An 18,846-nucleotide genomic window follows, 5' to 3' on the forward strand; every position below is an offset into this window, starting at 1 on the left:
CTCTACTTATTTTAATTCTTTTATCTTTTGAACAATTTTTTCTACTGTAAATCCATATTCTTCCATTACTTTATTTGCTGGTGCTGAAGAACCAAATTTATCAATTCCTATTGCTATTCCATCAAGCCCTACATATTTATACCAAAATGCTGTACTTGCCATTTCTATTGATATTCTTCTTCTAATTTGTTTTGGCAATAAATATTCTTTATATTCACTACTTTGCTCTTCAAAAAGTTCTACAGAAGGCATACTTATTACTCTTATTTTAAATCCTTCTTTTTCTAATAATTTTGCACTGTCCACAGCTAAATTAACTTCAGAACCTGTCGCTATAATTATTGTATCAAATCCTTCTTTATTTTCATATACTATATATGCACCTTTTAAAGTTTTTTCAAAAGATGAATTTTCTAAAATATTTATTTTTTGTCTTGATAATACTATTGATGTTGGTTTATCATTTGTTTTTTGTGAAAAGTACCATGAAGCTTGTGTTTCCACTGCATCTGCTGGTCTAAAAACATATGAATTAGGTAATGTTCTTAGCATTGATAGTTGTTCTATTGGTTCATGAGTTGGGCCGTCTTCTCCTACTGCTATACTATCATGAGTAAATACATATGTTACTGGCAATTTTTGTAATGCTGAAAGGCGTAATGCAGGTTTTAGATAATCTGAAAAAACAAAAAATGTTCCTCCAAATACTCTTACTCCTCCATGAAGCATAAGTCCATTAAGAATGGTTGCCATTGCAAATTCTCTAACTCCAAATTGAATATTCCTTGCAAGTTTATTTTCAGAATTTTGTAAATTATCCTTATTAATAAATGTCATATTTGAATGAGATAAATCTGCAGATCCTCCAAAAAAAGTTGGTAATACTTCTGAGATTGCATTTATAGCGTCTTGTGAAGAATTTCTTGTTGCTTGACTTTCTCCGTATTCTTTAAAATTAAAACTTTTTATGCTTAAATTTTCTATATCTTTTCTGCTTAAAACTTCTTCTAATTCTTTCGCTAAAATAGGATATTTTTCTTTGTATTGATTATATGTTTTTAACCATTTTTTATATGCTTCTTTCCCTCTTTTTATTACTCCTTCTTCAAAATCATTATATACATCCTCTGGTATCTCAAACGGTTTATACTCCCAATGTATTTTTTCTTTGAAAAGCTTAGTTTCTTCTTCTCCTATAGGAGAGCCATGAGCAGAACTTTTCCCTTGTTTATTTGGTGAACCAGCTCCTATAACTGTTTTTACTTCTATTAGAGTCGGTTTCATAGATTTTTTTGCCTTTTGTATAGCTTTATCTATCTTTTTATAATCATAACCATCTTCTACTAAAATTGTATTCCAGCCATATGATTCATATCTTTGTCTTACATTATCAACAAAAGCATCTTTTGTTTCTCCGTCTAAACAAATATTATTTGAGTCATAAAGAACTATTAATTTTTCTAGTTTCTGTGTCCCAGCAAAAGATGCACTTTCAGACGATACTCCTTCCATTATATCTCCATCGCCACAAATTACATAAGTATAATGATTAAATATTTCATATTTTTCTTTATTATATTTTTCACTTAAATATCTTTCAGCAAGTGCCATCCCTACTGCCATTGATATCCCTTGTCCTAATGGTCCTGTAGTTGCATCTACTCCTTTTGTATGTAAATATTCAGGATGTCCAGGTGTTTTTGATCCCCATTGTCTAAAATTTTTAATTTCTTCCATTGATAAGTCATTATATCCAGCAAAGTGCAATAAAACATATTGAAGCATTGATCCATGCCCTGCTGATAGAACAAATCTATCTCTATTTATCCAATAAGGCTTTTGTGAATTAATATTTATATGATTGTTGAATAGTGCGTATCCCATAGGAGCAGCTCCCATGACAATTCCTGGATGCCCAGATTTTGCTTTGTTTATTGCATCTACTCCCAATACTTTTATTGCATTTATAGATTTTTGTGACATATTTACTCCCTTTTCTTTTTTTTATTTTCTATTTTTATAGTTCTGTTCTTGCTGATATTGCTTTTGCTAATGTTACTTCATCTGCATACTCTATATCACTACCAAAAGAAATTCCTTGTGCAATCTTGGTTATTTTTATATCTGTTGTTTTTAAAATCTTAGCTATAAATGATGATGTTCCTTCTCCTTCTGGAGATGGATTTATAGCTAAAATAATTTCTTTTACTTCTTTATCTTTTGCTCTTTCTAAAAGTGATTTTAAATTAATGTCATTAGGCCCTATACCATTAATAGGAGATATCACTCCATTTAAAACATGATATACGCCCTTATACTGCTCCATGTTTTCCATAGCTATTAAATCTTGATCACTTTCTACAACACAAATTATGCTCTTATCTCTATACTTATCTGAACAAATATCACAGGTACTATATTCTGTTATTCTTCCACATTTCACACATTTGCATAAATTGGGTTTCAAGTCAACTAAAGCTTTTGAAAAATCAAAAATATCTTTATCTTTCATATTCAAAGTGTAAAAAGCAAGTCTTATTGCTGTTTTTTTACCTATCCCAGGTAACTTCATATAGCTACTTATTAGCTCTAGTATTGGTTTTGGATATTGCATCTTATAATCCTGGAATATTTAAACCATTAGTAAATTTACCTAATGTGTCTTCTTTTAATTTGTTTGCATTTTCTAAAGCATTATTAACTGCTGTTATTACCATATCTTGTAGCATCTCTATATCTTCTGGATCAACTACTTCTTCTTTTATAACGATATCTAATATTTTGCCATCTCCATTAGCAATAACTTTTACCATATCTCCAGAAACACTTCCTTCTACAGTTTGCTCTTTAACCTTTTCTTGTGCCTGCATCATTTCTTTTTGCATCTTTTGCATTTTTCTCATCATTTGTTGCATATTTCCCATACCACGCATTTATTTTTCCTCCTAAAATTTATATTTATAATTTTATTTAATATTTTTAATATTGTCAATATTTATGAAATACTACTTTTCTACTATTATTTCCGAAAATAACTTTTCTATATCTGTAACTTTTTTATTTTCTTTTTTTGAATTTTTTACATTATTATCATTAATTAAATTATTTTTTATATTTTCTAATAAATAATTATACTGTTCTCTTTGTAATATAAAAATATTGTATTTAACTTCTAATATTTTGCAAAGCTGTTCTTGTATAACATCTTTATATTGAATGTTGCTGTTTATCTTAAATATATTTTGAACATCATCAAATATTATTATTCCACCGTTTTTTGATGATTTATATATTTTCGAGTTTAAAAATATATTTTTAAATTCATTATTAATTTTAGTTGATTCTTTTACTATCTTACTCAATACATTATTTGCATAATTAGTTAACACTTCACTAGAATTTTCTATAATACTAATTATTTCTTCTTTATCAGGTATTATATAATCAGTTATTTTTGAATTGGTATCTAAAATATCCAAATTTTCATTATTTATAAAAATGTCTTTTGATTCTTTTATTTTATTATTATAATTTTCTTCTAATTTTTCTACTTTGTCTTCTAATTTTTTTATTTTCTCTTCTAATTTTTTTACTATCTCTGTTTCTTTATTAACTTCTGGTTTTTCTTTGCAATTAGAACACATTTTTATAATACATATCTGCATATAACTTATTTCTTCTTTTGAAAATCTTATATTTGTCTGAGTTTTAGACAGTTCATCGACATTCTCATATATTGTATTAATAGGTATTGTTTTCAATATATTTTCTAATTTGCTAACTTTATAGTTACAAAAATTTTCATTTAATGTGTTTTTATAAACAATTATGTCTTTAGATAAACTTATTAACTCTACTATTATGTTATCTGTATCTTTAGAACTTTCTAAGAATTTTTCATACTCTTCAAGTGCTTTAGAAGTATTATTATTTAATATTAATTCATAAAAGTTTACTATGTCTTCTTCGCTAATAGATGATGTTATATCTAAAATATCTTCTAAACTTATTTTATCATCCCTTAAGTTAGAAGCTTGTTCTAATAGTCCTATAGCATCTCTTAATCCTCCTTTAGATGCTTGTGCTATTTTTTCCAAGGCTTTAATATCTATTTTTATATTTTCTTCATTTGCAATATATGATATTCTTGATACTATTTCTTTCTCTGTCAAATTTTTAAATTCAAACCTTTGACATCTTGATATTATAGTCTTAGGAATTTTATATATTTCAGTAGTAGCTAAAATGAATATGATATGACTAGGGGGTTCTTCAAGAGTTTTTAATAAAGCATTAAATGCAGAATTTGTCAACATATGTACTTCATCTATTATATATACTTTATACTTACTTTCTGTTGGAGAAAATTTTATATTTTCTTTTAAATCTCTTATTTCATCTACACCATTGTTACTTGCAGCATCTATTTCTATTATATCAACACTTTCTTGTAAATATTCTTTATTATTATTTACTTCATTTGAAAAAATTTTAGCTAAAGAGGTTTTCCCAGTCCCTCTCGGTCCATAAAAAATATAAGCATGTGCTATTTTTTTTTGATCTATTTCATTTTTCAAAACTTTTACAACATTTTCTTGCCCTACTACATCAATAAATTTTTTTGGTCTATACTTTCTATATAATGATTTAAACATTATTACCTCCAAGTTCTTTTTTAATTATAACATATAATATCGTAATATAATATAATAGCTTTCTTTTTAATAAGCTTATATAACAAAACTTTAGCAAAATATTGTAATATCACTTTTTATTAAATTTTAAAATTAAATAAGTAAAATTAATTATCAAACTATCACTGTTGTTTGACTATAATTTAATAAAGTTATATAATTATCTTAAATTTTTTAAACATCATACTAAGGAGTCTTTATGAAAGCTATTATAGTCGGTGGTGGCAAAGTAGGAAATTTACTTTGCGAAGAACTATCAGAAACTTATGATGAAGTAACATTAATAGAAACTAATGAAAAATTAGTGCAAAAAATAATAGAATCTTATGATATTCAAGGTGTAAATGGTAATGGAGCAAATTATGAGATATTAAAAGAAGCTGATGCTTCAAATGCAGATATGTTTATATCTGTAACCGCAAGTGATGAAATAAACATAATTTCCTGTATAACTGCCAAACAAATGGGAGCAAAATATACTATTGCTAGAATTAGAAATCCTGAATATACAGAAACTAAAGAATTTTTAAAAAGTCACCTTGGGATAGATTTAATGCTAAACCCTGAATTTGAGGCTGCAAAACAAATTAGTTATATGCTAAAATATCCTTCAGCTAACAAAATAGAAGTTTTTGGTGATAATAAAGTTAAAATGATTGAAGTTGCTATTGAAAAAGATAGTTTATTAAAAGATATATCTTTAAATGACAGCAAAAAAATAATTAATTTCCCTGCTGTAGTTTGCTTAGTAGAAAGAAAAGGAGAAGTTATTATACCTCGTGGGGACTATATATTTAAAGTTGGAGATAAAGTCCACATAACAGCGGAAGAAAGAAACTTGAAAAAATTTTATAAATTATTAGGAAAAAAAGAAAATATCAACAAAAAAATTTCTTCCTCTCTAATTATAGGTTCTGGAAAATTGTCACATTATCTAATAGAAATATTACTTAATAACAATATATATATTAAAAATATAGAAATAAATAAAGAAAAAGCAGAAAAAATTAGTGAATGTTTTCCTAATATAGATGTTATTTTAGCAGATGGAAGCGATAAGGACACGCTAATAGAAGAAGGAATAGAAACTTTTGATAGCTGTATTGCTCTTACAGGCCTTGATGAAGAAAATATTATTATAAGTTTATACGCAACAAAATTAGGAGTTAGTAAGTCTATAGCTAAAATAAATAGAAACTCTCTTACCCAAATAGCAGAAGACATAGGATTGTACTCTTTTATAACTCCAAAAAGAATCGTTGGAGATATAATAGCAAAACACAGTAGAGCTTTACAATGTAGTTTTGACCCTGATATTGAAAATATATATAAAATAGCAAACAACAAAGTAGAATTAATAGAATTTAAAATTACTAAAGATTATAAAATTAATAACATTGCTATTAAAGATTTAAGTTTAAATAATAACATAATAATAGCCTTCATCATTAGAAATAACAAATTAATATTTCCTAATGGTGATGATAAAATAACACATAATGATAATGTTGTAATAGTTAATTATAATCAAAATATCAAAGAAATAGATGATATTTTAAAATAAGGAGATTTTATGAACTATAGAATGATTTCCTATGTATTAGGAAAAATGATGAAACTTTTAGCTATATTTTTAATTTTTCCAACTATTTGCAGTCTAATTTATAAAGAACCCAAAGAAATAACTATCAGCTTTATATATACTATTTTAATATCTTTATTTCTTTCCTGCTCTTTTAGATTATTAGCAAATGTCAAAAAAATGGAGAAAAATTTCTATACAAAAGAAGGCTTGGTTATCGTTGCGATTACATGGCTTATATATTCAGCTATTGGATGTTTACCATTTGTTTTTTCAAACTCTATACCTAGCTACATAGATGCTTTCTTTGAAACTGCTAGTGGTTTTACAACAACTGGTTCTTCTATAATAGCTGATGTAGAAATACTTGAAAAAAGTATCCTATTTTGGAGAAGCATGACCCATTTTATAGGAGGTATGGGAGTTATAGTGTTTGCTGTCGCTCTCTTGCCAAGGTCACCTCATAATATTTACATATTAAAAGCAGAAGTTCCTGGGCCTATTTTTGGGAAAATTGTTTCATCAATGAAAAAAACTGCACTTTATTTATATATTGTTTACATTTCACTAGCACTTGTTATGTTTATTCTTCTTTTATTTTCAGGAATAGGCATATTTGAAAGTATAAATATAACTTTTTCTACTGCAGGTACTGGTGGATTTGGAACTAAAAATTCTGGAATAAGTTATTACAATAATGATTATGTCACTTGTATCGTTACAATATTTATGATAATTTTTTCTATGAATCTAAACTTAGTTTATATCGCTGTAGCTAAAAAATATATTAAAATTTTTAATAGTGAAGAATTAAAATGGTACTTACTTATAATATTGGCTGCCACTGTGGCAATATATATAAATATATATAATTCTCCAAACGTACATAATGAAAGATTTTTAGATGTTCTGTTTACTGTAAGTTCTATAATTTCTACAACAGGATTTACATATTTAAACTTTAGTAATTGGACCATGTTCTCTCAAATTATTATTGCTTTTCTTATGGTTTGTGGAGGGTGTGCAGGAGGTACTGCAGGAGGATTAAAAGTACCTCGTATTATGTTTATAATTAAAAATACTAAAAATTATATTAGAAAATATATCAATCCTCATAAAGTAGTTGCGCTTAAAATTGAAAATAAAGTTGTAGAAGATACTAATAAAATATCAAATTATATTTTAATTTATTTTCTTGTTTTTGCTGTCTTATCTATTCTATTATCAATACAATTAAATGATTTTGAAGAGATATTTACGGCTGTTTTAACCACCTTAAACAATGTAGGTCCTGGATTTAATAAATTTGGACCAATGGAAAATTTTTCTAATATTCCAAAATTTTCAAAATTTGTCCTATCTATATCTATGTTATTAGGTAGATTAGAAATAATACCTTTTATTGTTCTTTTATCATCAAAAATATGGAGAACAAAAAAAGTTAGATAATTTAAAAAAATTCTTATTTTAATGCTCCCACCAAAAAAATTGCAAATGAGCAACGTGGAAGTTAGTTAAATAAGAATTTTTTTTTATTAAATTTTTTCAGCTAAATATTCCCATCTATCATTTAGTTTTTCTAACTTATCTTTTAATATTTTTTCTATTTCTGTTAACTCTCTTAATTTTTCAAAATTAGTAGAATTTTTTATCATTTCTTCTTGTATTTTTTTCAATTTTTCCTCTATTTCTTCTATATTTTTTTCTAAAGATTCAAATTCTTTTTTTTCTAAATATGTTAATCCTTTTTTCTCTCTTTTGTTTTGTTTTTTTTCTTCTTTTTTAACATCTTCTTTTACTAATTCTTGTTTTGTATCAAAATACTCTGTATAGCTTCCTATATATTTTTTTACATTTCCTTGTCCTTCGAAAATTAGTAATTTATTAATTACTTTATCTAAAAAATATCTATCATGCGAAACAACTATAACCGCTCCTGTAAATTTTTTTAAATAAGTTTCTAAAATAGTTAATGTTTGAGTATCTAAATCATTTGTAGGTTCATCTAAGAGTAAAATATTTGGTCTAGACATTAATAATTTTAATAAATAAAGTCGTTTTTTTTCTCCTCCAGATAATTTTGATAATTTTTTACCATGATCACTTTTTTCAAATAGAAAATCTTCTAATATTTGAAATAAGGAAATATTACTTTTTTCTTCTCTTTTTATTTGCTCTGCTACTTCTCTTAAATAATCAATAATTCTTATATCTCTATCCATATCAGGTATTAATTGATTATAATATGCTATTTTGGCCGTTTGTCCTATTTTTATTATCCCACTATCTTGTTTTTCTTTTCCAATTATCATATTTAAAAATGTTGTTTTCCCAACTCCATTTTCTCCTATAATTCCTATTCTATCCTTATTTTGCACTATTAAATTAAAATTTTCCAATATTTTCTTTTCTTCATATTTTTTTGAAATATTTGAAAATTCTAGTACTTGTTTTCCTAATCTGCTAGAATCTAAATCTATTTTTATTTCTTTTTTTATTTCTTTTTTATCTATTTTTGTTTTTAAATTTTCGAATTCTTTTATTCTTGCTTGTTGCTTTGTTGTTCGTGCTTTTACTCCTGCTCTTATCCATTCTAATTCTTTTTTATATAGTCTTAAATTTTTATGATATTTATTTTGTTGTTCTTCTTCTCTTTTTGTTTTTTCTTCCAAAAATTTACTGTAATTTCCTTCATACTGATAAATATTACCCTTATCTAATTCAATTATGTTATTAGTTATGTTATCTAAAAAATATCTATCATGAGTTACTACTATTAGGCTTTTAGGATAATTTTTTAAATATTTTTCAAGCCATTCTATAGTTTTAAAATCTAAGTGATTGGTTGGTTCATCAAGTAGTAATAAATCTGGAGTTTCTATTAAAACTTTTGCTAATAATACTCTTTTTTTCTCTCCGCCAGAAAGTTCTTTTATTTTTGTATTATACTTTCTTATTCCTAATTTACTTAAGACTGTTTTTGCTATAGTCGTTGCTTCCCACGCATTTTCTTTTTCAATTTTTTCTTGAATATTTAATAATTTATCTTGTAATATGCTATTATTGTTTTTTTCTATTTCGAATAATATTTTCTCATAATTATAAATTAGTTTCATTATTTTAGAGTTGCTTTTAAAAATTGTATCTAAAACTGTTAATTTTTCATCTAAATTGATTTCTTGAGAAAGATAACTTACCTCAAAGTTATTTGAATGAATAATTTCTCCGTCGTCATAGTCATCTTTTTTTGCTATACATTTTAATAATGTTGATTTTCCTGCACCATTTATTCCTATAAGTCCTATTTTTTCTTTTTCTTTTACTGAAAAACTAATTTTATTGAATAGTAGTTTTTCACCACAATATTTTGTTAAATTTTCTACCTTATATATTTCCATAATTTTTCCTTAATATTTATGTGATTTATAAAAATTATATCTTTTTTTGATATTTTATAAATATATCATAACATTATTTTATTGATATTTTAAAGTTTTATTATTAAAAAAACTGATATGAGTTAAACTTTATAACTTATATCAGTTTTTATTTCAATATTTTTTATTTTATTCTTGAGAAAGATCTACTTCTTCTAAAGGTATTACTTTTGTTTTATATTTTAATTTATGGTAAACATAAAATACTATAAATACAGGTACTCCCATATATGTAGTCATAATTCCTCCAAGGTCTACTACACCTTCTGTTATTAATTTAGTGTCTTGTCCTACTATAACTATGATACATAGTATTAATGCTAAAATTGGTCCGAATGGAAACCATTTTGCTCTGTATCTCAAATCTTCTAATTTTTTACCTTGTTTTACATATGCTCTTCTAAATCTATAGTGACTTATCGCTATTCCTAGCCATGCTATAAATCCTGTAAGTCCACTTGCTGCTACTATATATGTATAGGCATTTTCACTTGTAAGCTGAATTAAGAATACTAATATTATTACTGCTGTAGTTCCTAATAATGAATTAATTGGGGTTCCATTTTTGTTTAATTTTGAAAATAATTTAAATGCTAATTTTTCTTTACTCATTGCATATAGCATACGTGTAGAAGCATACATTCCTGAATTTCCTGCTGAAAGTATTGATGTCAAAATTACTGCGTTCATAACACTTGCTGCTAAGGCAAATCCTGCATTTTTAAATACTATAGTAAATGGTGATTTTGCTATTTCTTCACTACTTGCTGCACCTAATAAATCTTCTGATGTGTAAGGTATAAGAAGTCCTATTACTAATATTGCTAAAACATAAAATATTAATATTCTCCAAAATACTTGTTTTACTGCTTTTGGTATTGTTTTTTCTGGATTTTCGCTCTCACCTGCTGTTACCCCTATTAACTCTGTTCCTTGGAACGAATATCCTGCAATTAAGAATACTCCTAATGCTGATAAAACTTTACTTGATAATGACATGTTAGTTCCTACAAATGGTGCTTCTCCGACTGTGAAATTTTTAAATCCTATATATTCTCCACCTAATATTCCAAAAATTGTAAGACATCCTATAATTAAGAAAACAACTACTGTTACAACTTTTATAAGTGCAAACCAATATTCACTTTCTCCATATACTTTTACACTTAACGAGTTTAAAACTATAATAACAACTAAAAATATGACGCTCCATATATAACTAGGTAAAACTCTCATTGGTTCCCAATAACTAACTGCTAAAGATGCTAATTCTATATCAGCAGCTACTGTTATTACCCAGTTAAACCAATAATTCCACCCTAATGCAAATCCTAAAGATGGATCTACATATCTAGTTGCATATGTTGAAAAAGAACCAGATGTTGGTAAATAAGTTGCCATCTCTCCTAATGAAGTCATTAGAAAATACACCATAATTCCTATACACATATATGCAATAAGTGCACCTCCTGGCCCTGCACTTCCTACTGCTTGACCACTGGTCATAAATAGACCGCTTCCTATACAACCTCCAATTGCTATCATTGTAATATGTCTTGATTTTAAATGTCTTCTAACATTTGTTTCGTTATCCATAATGTAACCTCCTAAAAAAATAATGCACAACCAAATAATTAGAGTTGTGCATTACACCCCTCCAAAAGTCAGTAGCTCAACATAACATCACTGCTATGACAGTTCTATACCTATTAAGTATAGCCCCAACAATACTCCAGTAGCTTAAGTATTATTTCGGCAAAAAATCCTTTCAATATACATCAACAAGTGCTACACTCTAAATATATTTAATAATATTTTTTGCGACCTCCACCTCACTTTTAGTGAGGTACCTATTTAGTTGTTACATTATATTATACTCATTATTTTTATATTGTCAATATAATTTGTCTATTTTTTAAAAAAATTCACTGAAATTATTTATTTTTTTTGTTTTTTCGGAAAATTCTAAGAATTTATACTATTTTTTACTACTTGCTTTTTCTAACCTATTTAATAAAGCTTCATTTACATCATTTTCTTTTATTTTCATTATATATATTTCTTTAATATTCTCCAAATCACATTCTCTTAAAATATTATAAAAATTTCTGTTGCATTCTTCTATATTATCTTCATCTGCTGCTAAAAATTTAATCTTAAAATCATAATTTTTTAATTTATTTTCATATTTCTTATAACTTATAAAAACAGTATCTGATTTTTTATTTTTTAAAAAAAATAAGGTTTCATCTAATGTTTTATCTAAAATTATTAATTCTGCATTAGGCGAATAATGTCTATATTTCATTCCAGGTGCTATAGGATTTTTTATAACTCTATTCTTTCTGTATATTATTCCTTCTTCTCCTAGAATTTTTTTTAAATTTTTTAAAGTTATATCTCCTGGTCTTGCTATTTCAAAAGGATATTTAGTACAATCTATTACTGTACTTTCTAACCCTATATCAGAGTCGTCTGCTTTTATAATTATATCTATTTTATCTTTTAAATCATTATAAACATGAGAAAATTTAGTAGGAGAAGGTTTGCCACTTGTATTTGCACTAGGTGCTGCTAGTAGTACTTCTGTCTGTTTTAGAATTTCTCTTGCAAATTTATTACTAGGCATTCTAACAGCTAGGCTATTAAGACCAGCTGTAACTTTATTTGATATTATAGATTTATTTTTTATATTAAGTATCAAACTCATAGGCCCTGGCCAAAAATTATCTATTAATTTTTGCACATTTTCATTTTCTACATCTACAATATTTCTTATTTGTTTTATATCATAAAAATGAACAATTAGTGGGTTGTCACTAGGTCTTCCCTTAGCTTCATAAATTTTTTTTACTGCATAAGTATTTGTTGCGTCTGCACTTAATCCATAAACAGTTTCAGTAGGAATTGCCACTAACTGCCCATCTTTATAACATTTTTTTAATTTTTTATAATCTATATCAAAAAAATCTAACAATTTTGTTATCATAATATATTACCTCTTACTTTAACACATACATTATTACTATTATTAAACCTGTAAACATATATGCTATAAAATCCTTTTTGTTATATTTTAGTTTTTTATATCTTGTTCTTTTTTTATCAGGATCATATCCTCTTATTTCCATAGCAGTTGCTAATTCGTCTGCTCTTTTTAGTGCAGATACAAAGACTGGAACAAGAATGGGTATAAAATTTTTCACTTTATTAATAAAACCCTTAGCATTTAGCTTGGCACCTCTTGATACTTGTGCATTTTTTATTCTCTGAGTTTCTTCAGATAGAGTTGGTATAAATCTTATACAAATAGATATTAACAAAGCAAATGATGAAATATGTATAGAAAATATATTTAAAAAATTCAGGCTTTTTTCTATTGCTAATGTTACTTCTTTAGGTGATGTTGTTATTGTTAAAATAGTCATTAAGGATACCACTAAAAAAAATCTTATCGCTATTAATATTATACTAATTACTGCTCCATGATAAATTTTAAAATTTAAAAAACTAAATAATATCTCTCCTTGTCTGTTAAATACTATATGTATTAACGATGTAAATATCAATAAAAACAATATTAGTTTAATTCCTGAAAAAAGATATTTAAATTGTATTTTGGCTAAATAAGTAATTAATATAAGTATTAATATTAAAAATAAAAACTTCAAAAAAGTTCTTGATAAAAATATACTAAGTAGATATATTATTGCAAATACTAATTTAACTCTAGGATCTAAACTATGAATATATGTATTCATTGGTATATATTTCATTATAAAAGTATTATTCATAACTTTCTTTAAATCTCTCCTTTATTTCGTCAAATAGCTTTTCATATTCAAAGTGAACTCTTGAAAGTGGAAAACCTTTATTAAGCAACTCTAATTGTAATTTTATTATATCAGGAGCTTCTAAATTATATTTATTTTCTTTTATTATTTTTATAAAATAATCTTTATCTTTTATATTCTCTTTTATTTTTCCATCTTCCATAATTATTATATTATCAGCATATTTTAATACATATTCCATATTATGAGTAATAAAAACTATAGTCATCTTCTCTTTTTTATGAATTTTATATATTAAGTCCATAAAATCTTTTTTGCTCTTATAATCTAATCCTATAGTAGGTTCATCTAAAACTAATATTTTTGGCTTTATAGCTAATACTCCACATAAGGCAACTTTTCTCATCTCCCCTCCTGATAGTTCGAAAGGTGACCTTTTTAAATAACTTTCATCTAATCCTACTACATTTATAAGATGTTTTGCTCTAGCTATAGCGTCTTTTTCACTCACTCCATAATTTAAAGGAGCATATATTATATCTCTTAATACTGTAGATTCAAATAATTGTTGTTCTGAAAATTGAAAAAGCATTGCAATATTTTTTCTGATTTGCAGTAAATTTTCTTGTAATAATTTCTTTTCTTTTTTAGTTCTTTTTTTTTCTAATCTTTTTTTTTCTATTAAAACAAAACCTTTATCTGGAAGTAAAAGGCCATTTATATGTTCAATTAATGTTGATTTCCCACTTCCTGTTTTACCTATTATAACCGTAAAACTAGATGGAAATATTTTTAAATTTATTTTTTTTAAAACTTTATTTTCATATGGAGTATTTTCATTATAAGTAAAATCTACTTCATTAAATTTTATTTGCATAATTTATTAACTACATCCTTTATATCATCTTCTAGTTTGAAAATTTCTTTTTTCAAATATCTATTTAAGTCTTCTTTTAATCTCTGTAAAAATGGTAATTCCAAATTATATTTGTTTAATAATTCTCTATTCTTAAATATTTCGTCCTTTGTAGATTTCTTTATTATTTTTCCATCTTTTATTATCATTATACTATCACTATAAATTAACTCGTTCATGTCGTGTGTTATTGATATTATTGTTACATTATGATCTTCATTTACTTTTTTTATATATTTCAAAATTCTTTTCCTAGCTATTGGATCTAACATACTTGTTGCTTCATCTAATATCAATATTTTTGGATTAAGCGCTAATGAAGAGGCTATGGCTACCCTTTGTTTTTGACCTCCTGATAAGTCTTTTGGTTCTTTTTTTCTAAAATTTTTCATATCTACTACTTCTAATACTTTTGAAATTATTTCATCCATTTTTATTGGATCTATATTTTTATTTTCAAGTCCAAAAGCTATATCTTCTTCTACAGTGCTACCTACAAATTGATTATCTGGATTTTGAAATACTATTGCTACTTTACTTCGTATATAATCTAAATTTTCTAATGTATATTCCTTATTATCTAAGAAAATTTCTCCTTCACTTTTTTCATATTGAGCAGATATTAATTTTATTATCGTGGTCTTTCCACTTCCATTATTTCCTAAAATTGTTATCCATTCTCCTTGTTTTACTTCAAATGAAATATTATCTAATACTTTTTTTGCAGTATTAGGATAAGTAAACGATATATTTTTAAATTTCAGCATCTTTTTTCTCCTAAAAATGTCTTAATAATTATAACATATATGTTAAATATTGACTATCAAGTTAAAAATATATTAATTTTTTTAGTAAATAATATTTAAAAAAGAAGTAAGATTTTCCTTACTTCCTAAGCGATTTGTATATTGTATAACCTATATATTAATATTGAAAACAACAATATTATAAACAATATTATCAGATAATATTTGTATTCTTTCATTTTATATTGATCCTGTTAACTTTTTTTCTAAAATATTTCTCAAATGTTCACACATTCTTGTGAAATGAGTAATTAAATCTATATATACAACTCCAGCAGGTATATCACATTCTCCATCTTTCATTCTATTAGTATGATCTTTCCTAGCAGATTTTTCTAGTTTTTGCATTTTTGGACATATAGATAATGCTTCACTGGCAAGAATATTATTATTATCTTTTATTGCCTGAACAGTCAAATCAATCATCTTAACAGTTTCATCATACATTTTTTGTACTTCTTGTTTTGCTTTATCTGAAAATGATATGTTTTTTCTTATTTGATAATTTACTGAATCTACTATATCTCTAGCGTGATCTCCTATTCTTTCTACATCTCTTGTAGAATCTAGTAAACTTGAAGCTTCTATTCCTTCTTTTTCGTTTAGTTTTTCTCTAAATAATAAAGTTAAATAATTTGTCATTTCTTCATCTATTGAATTTATCGCTTCTTCGTATTTTGTTCCTTTATCATTAAGTCTTGGTTCTCTTGTGAAAAAATATTTTACTGCATTATTTAAACTTTTTTTTGATAAAAGTGCCATATCAACAAATTCTTTTCTAACTTGTCCTAGTGCTACTGCTGGAGCACTTGATATAAGACTTTTTTCTAAAAATTGAGTTTTATATTTTATTATTTCATCTTCTCCTGGAATTAGTTTTGTTACAACAATAACTAAAAGCCATATAAATGGAAATTGAATAACTGTGTTGATAATATTAAATGTTCCATGTGCAAAAGCTATAGTTAACTTTGGATTTAACCCTAAAAATGCTTCCATGTAATTAACAAAATATGTATAGGGCACAAGAAGTATCATGAAAATTACTGTTCCTATTACATTAAATAAAACATGTGATGCTGCAACTCTTTTTGCTGAAATTGTTGAACCCATAACTGCCAATATTGCTGTTATAGTCGTACCTATATTATCTCCAAAAAGTACAGGCAATGCCGCATTTAATGCCAAAGCTCCATCTGCATATAAATTTTGAAGTATTGCTATTGTGGCTGATGATGCTTGTATAAGCATAGTTAAGCCCGTACCAGCTAAAACTCCTATAAAAGGACTATCTCCAAAATGATTTATTGCAGTAATAAACCAATTCATTTCTTTCATAGGCACCATTGCCGTGGACATAAGTTTTAAAGAATAAAAAACTCCTCCAAATCCAAATAAAACTCTACCTATATTGTTAATAGATTTTCTTTTTGTAAAAGATAAAAACAACGTACCAATAAATAAAACAGGTAAAGAATATTTTGATAAATTAAATCCTATTATAAGAGAAGTCACAGTTGTTCCGATATTTGAACCCATAACTATTGCTATAGCTTGATTTAATTTAAGAAGTCCTGCTGCTACTAAACTAACTGTTATAACAGTAGTTGCAGAACTAGATTGAATGAGAATAGTAACGAAAATTCCTACTAAAACCCCTCTAAGTGGTGTTGAAGTATACTTATCAAGAACATTTCTCATCTTGTCCCCAGCTACTAATTGAAGACCTTCTCCCATATATTTTATACTAAATAGAAATAAACCTAAGCCTCCAAAAAATCCGAATAATATTTCCTGCCATACGGACGACATTAATTTTCCTCCTAAATTTAAATGTATATTTTAAAGATACATTTAAATTATAACAAATTTAAAAATATTATTAAAGTATATATTAAAAATATTATAATTCTTATTATATTTTATTTTAGACTTTTTATGTCTGATTATCTTAATTTCCTATATTTCTATATATTAGCAAATTTTAAAAATATCAAAATTTTATTTTCTATTTATAAAAACTATTCATATAGTAGCAAAGACATAATCTTTTTTTTATATTATATAATTAAAATAAATATTATTTTGTGTTATTTTTGTAATTTGTTCGTTTTTTGAATAAAAAAAGTTGAAATTATTCTTTTTTTGTATTAAAATGTATGTAAATAAAAAATAACAAAGGAGAAAAAATAAAAAAAATGTCTAATAACGAACTTTTTAAATTAGAGGGGAAACCTAGTTTTACTAAATCTTTTCCTATTTCTATCCAACATGTACTTGCAATGATAATAGGAAACGTTGCTCCGGCAATTATAATCGCTCAATGTATAGGACTTAGTAGTAACCAAATAACTGAAATTGTTCAATATTCTATGATATGTGCTGGTTTAGCTACTATTTTGCAAATATATGGTATTTGGAAATTTGGTGCAAGACTTCCTATTATAATGGGAACCAACTTTGCATTTGTCCCTGTCATTATAACTATTAATTCTAATTATGGGTTTTCTTCTGTATTTGGTGCATGCTTAATAGGAAGTATTTTCCTTATATTATTTGGTTTATTTATAGAAAAAATTATTAAATATTTTCCACCAATAGTTACTGGTACTACTGTTTTATCTATGGGAATTTCTCTTTATCCCGTAGCAATTTCATATATGGCTGGTATAAGTAAAACTCCTGAATATGGAAATCTTACTAACTGGAGTGTGGCTATCGTAACCCTTTTAATAGTTTTAATTATAGATCATTTTGGAAAAGGATATTTTAAAATATTAAGTATATTAATTGGTATTATTGTAGGATATGCTCTAGCTTTTGTATTAGGAATAGTAGATTTTTCTGCGATATCTTCAGCTCCTTTAATATCAGTTCCTAAATTCCTTCCATTTGGAATAGAATTTCATTATGGTGCTATTATTACCATGATTGTTATGTATCTAGTTACTTCTATTCAAGTTATTGGTGATGTTTCTTCACTAACTGTTGGAAGTATGAATCGAGAAGCTAAAAAAGAAGAAGTGTCAGGAGCTATAATGAGTAAAGGTTTAAGTGGACTTATAACTGCTTTAATCGGTGGTCTTCCTTCATCTTCATTTGCTCAAAATATTGGTATTATATGTATAACTAAAGTTATAAGTAAAAAAGTTGTTACATTAGCTGGTATAATAATATTAATTTTAGGATTTTTCCCTAAATTTTCTTCTATAATGACTACAATACCTTATCCAGTTTTAGGAGGAGCAACATTATCAGTATTCTCTATAATAACTATTAATGGTATTAAACTAATAAGTAGAGATAAAATGACTAGTAGAAATGCAGGAATCTTGGGAATAGCACTTGCTTTTGGTTTAGGTCTTACTTCAGTCCCAGAAACACTAGCAAAAACCCCACTTGCTTTTCAAACATTTATAGGAAGTTCTCCTATTATAATAGCTACAATAATTGCTTTTATCTTGAACATTATTTTACCTAAAAATAATGAAAACTAATTTTTTAGTATTGTAAAATGTTAATTTGTTTTCTAATAAGAATTTATATTAACAATTATTAGTAAATATTTATAAAAAAAACACGGAAATAAATTCCGTGTTTTCATTTTATCTAGTTAT

At 25.7% G+C, this 18,846-nt stretch carries 14 protein-coding genes and 1 riboswitch; of the genes, 3 read left to right on the plus strand and 11 right to left on the minus strand.

Features of this window, described 5'->3' with window-relative positions:
• Nucleotides 1–6: 6 nt before the first annotated feature.
• The 4 genes from tkt to dnaX all read right to left on the minus strand — a co-directional run bounded on the left by tkt (nucleotide 7) and on the right by dnaX (nucleotide 4,655).
• Nucleotides 7–1,983, minus strand: coding sequence for a transketolase (gene tkt / locus HMPREF1871_RS00285; RefSeq protein WP_066128370.1), 1,977 nt, complete (start codon nucleotides 1,981–1,983; stop codon nucleotides 7–9).
• A 34-nt stretch (nucleotides 1,984–2,017) separates the two neighbouring features.
• Nucleotides 2,018–2,614, minus strand: coding sequence for a recombination mediator RecR (recR, locus tag HMPREF1871_RS00290; RefSeq protein WP_066128373.1), 597 nt, complete (start codon nucleotides 2,612–2,614; stop codon nucleotides 2,018–2,020).
• 1 nt (nucleotide 2,615) lies between these two features.
• Nucleotides 2,616–2,933, minus strand: coding sequence for a YbaB/EbfC family nucleoid-associated protein (locus HMPREF1871_RS00295; protein WP_066128376.1), 318 nt, complete (start codon nucleotides 2,931–2,933; stop codon nucleotides 2,616–2,618).
• A gap of 72 nt (nucleotides 2,934–3,005) precedes the next feature.
• Entirely contained in the window at nucleotides 3,006–4,655 is a 1,650-nt protein-coding gene (gene dnaX, locus HMPREF1871_RS00300) for a DNA polymerase III subunit gamma/tau (protein WP_066128379.1), read from the minus strand.
• 238 nt (nucleotides 4,656–4,893) lie between these two features.
• Between dnaX and trkA the strand changes: the two genes are divergently transcribed.
• Nucleotides 4,894–6,258 carry a Trk system potassium transporter TrkA gene (trkA, locus tag HMPREF1871_RS00305; RefSeq protein WP_066128382.1) on the plus strand — a complete coding sequence of 455 codons (1,365 nt, stop codon included), beginning with the start codon at nucleotides 4,894–4,896 and terminating at the stop codon, nucleotides 6,256–6,258.
• A 9-nt stretch (nucleotides 6,259–6,267) separates the two neighbouring features.
• Nucleotides 6,268–7,725, plus strand: a complete 1,458-nt coding sequence (locus HMPREF1871_RS00310; protein ID WP_066128385.1) for a TrkH family potassium uptake protein — start codon at nucleotides 6,268–6,270, stop codon at nucleotides 7,723–7,725.
• 86 nt (nucleotides 7,726–7,811) lie between these two features.
• Here the strand turns inward: HMPREF1871_RS00310 and HMPREF1871_RS00315 are convergent, their stop codons facing one another.
• The 7 genes from HMPREF1871_RS00315 to HMPREF1871_RS00345 form a co-directional block, all read right to left on the minus strand.
• Nucleotides 7,812–9,674, minus strand: a complete 1,863-nt coding sequence (locus tag HMPREF1871_RS00315; RefSeq protein WP_066128389.1) for an ABC-F family ATP-binding cassette domain-containing protein — start codon at nucleotides 9,672–9,674, stop codon at nucleotides 7,812–7,814.
• 168 nt (nucleotides 9,675–9,842) lie between these two features.
• Nucleotides 9,843–11,309, minus strand: coding sequence for an amino acid permease (locus HMPREF1871_RS00320; protein WP_066128392.1), 1,467 nt, complete (start codon nucleotides 11,307–11,309; stop codon nucleotides 9,843–9,845).
• Between the two features lie 64 nt (nucleotides 11,310–11,373).
• Nucleotides 11,374–11,551: riboswitch (Lysine riboswitch) on the minus strand.
• Between the two features lie 140 nt (nucleotides 11,552–11,691).
• Nucleotides 11,692–12,702, minus strand: a complete 1,011-nt coding sequence (locus HMPREF1871_RS00325) for an L-threonylcarbamoyladenylate synthase (RefSeq protein WP_066128395.1) — start codon at nucleotides 12,700–12,702, stop codon at nucleotides 11,692–11,694.
• A 13-nt stretch (nucleotides 12,703–12,715) separates the two neighbouring features.
• The gene (locus HMPREF1871_RS00330) at nucleotides 12,716–13,507 is read right to left on the minus strand and encodes an energy-coupling factor transporter transmembrane component T family protein (RefSeq protein WP_066128398.1); all 792 of its coding nucleotides are present in this window, start codon (nucleotides 13,505–13,507) and stop codon (nucleotides 12,716–12,718) included.
• Nucleotides 13,500–14,384, minus strand: coding sequence for an ATP-binding cassette domain-containing protein (locus HMPREF1871_RS00335; RefSeq protein ID WP_066128401.1), 885 nt, complete (start codon nucleotides 14,382–14,384; stop codon nucleotides 13,500–13,502). The genes HMPREF1871_RS00330 and HMPREF1871_RS00335 overlap by 8 nt, the downstream gene beginning before the upstream one ends.
• Complete coding sequence (locus HMPREF1871_RS00340; RefSeq protein WP_066128404.1) at nucleotides 14,375–15,190, minus strand: energy-coupling factor transporter ATPase; 816 nt, start codon at nucleotides 15,188–15,190, stop codon at nucleotides 14,375–14,377. Before HMPREF1871_RS00340 ends, HMPREF1871_RS00335 begins: the two co-directional genes overlap by 10 nt.
• A 219-nt stretch (nucleotides 15,191–15,409) precedes the next feature.
• Nucleotides 15,410–17,041, minus strand: coding sequence for a Na/Pi cotransporter family protein (locus HMPREF1871_RS00345; protein WP_066128407.1), 1,632 nt, complete (start codon nucleotides 17,039–17,041; stop codon nucleotides 15,410–15,412).
• Nucleotides 17,042–17,427: 386 nt separating this feature from the next.
• Between HMPREF1871_RS00345 and HMPREF1871_RS00350 the strand changes: the two genes are divergently transcribed.
• Nucleotides 17,428–18,726: a uracil-xanthine permease family protein gene (locus HMPREF1871_RS00350; protein WP_157058033.1), complete on the plus strand. Its 1,299-nt coding sequence runs from the start codon at nucleotides 17,428–17,430 to the stop codon at nucleotides 18,724–18,726.
• Nucleotides 18,727–18,846: the final 120 nt, after the last annotated feature.

This window comes from Gemelliphila asaccharolytica (genome assembly GCF_001553005.1).
In the GTDB taxonomy this organism is placed as follows: Bacteria; Bacillota; Bacilli; order Staphylococcales; family Gemellaceae; genus Gemelliphila; species Gemelliphila asaccharolytica.

Excerpts from the sequence above, each read along its gene's own strand:
- HMPREF1871_RS00345 (WP_066128407.1), bottom strand. The coding sequence starts at position 17,041 with ATGTCGTCCGTATGGCAGGAAATATTATTCGGATTTTTTGGAGGCTTA.
- HMPREF1871_RS00315 (WP_066128389.1), bottom strand. The coding sequence starts at position 9,674 with ATGGAAATATATAAGGTAGAAAATTTAACAAAATATTGTGGTGAAAAA.
- HMPREF1871_RS00330 (WP_066128398.1), bottom strand. The coding sequence starts at position 13,507 with ATGAATAATACTTTTATAATGAAATATATACCAATGAATACATATATT.
- HMPREF1871_RS00325 (WP_066128395.1), bottom strand. The coding sequence starts at position 12,702 with ATGATAACAAAATTGTTAGATTTTTTTGATATAGATTATAAAAAATTA.
- recR (WP_066128373.1), bottom strand. The coding sequence starts at position 2,614 with ATGCAATATCCAAAACCAATACTAGAGCTAATAAGTAGCTATATGAAG.
- HMPREF1871_RS00310 (WP_066128385.1), top strand. The coding sequence starts at position 6,268 with ATGAACTATAGAATGATTTCCTATGTATTAGGAAAAATGATGAAACTT.
- HMPREF1871_RS00320 (WP_066128392.1), bottom strand. The coding sequence starts at position 11,309 with ATGGATAACGAAACAAATGTTAGAAGACATTTAAAATCAAGACATATT.
- HMPREF1871_RS00350 (WP_157058033.1), top strand. The coding sequence starts at position 17,428 with ATGTCTAATAACGAACTTTTTAAATTAGAGGGGAAACCTAGTTTTACT.
- dnaX (WP_066128379.1), bottom strand. The coding sequence starts at position 4,655 with ATGTTTAAATCATTATATAGAAAGTATAGACCAAAAAAATTTATTGAT.
- tkt (WP_066128370.1), bottom strand. The coding sequence starts at position 1,983 with ATGTCACAAAAATCTATAAATGCAATAAAAGTATTGGGAGTAGATGCA.
- HMPREF1871_RS00340 (WP_066128404.1), bottom strand. The coding sequence starts at position 15,190 with ATGCTGAAATTTAAAAATATATCGTTTACTTATCCTAATACTGCAAAA.
- HMPREF1871_RS00335 (WP_066128401.1), bottom strand. The coding sequence starts at position 14,384 with ATGCAAATAAAATTTAATGAAGTAGATTTTACTTATAATGAAAATACT.
- trkA (WP_066128382.1), top strand. The coding sequence starts at position 4,894 with ATGAAAGCTATTATAGTCGGTGGTGGCAAAGTAGGAAATTTACTTTGC.
- HMPREF1871_RS00295 (WP_066128376.1), bottom strand. The coding sequence starts at position 2,933 with ATGCGTGGTATGGGAAATATGCAACAAATGATGAGAAAAATGCAAAAG.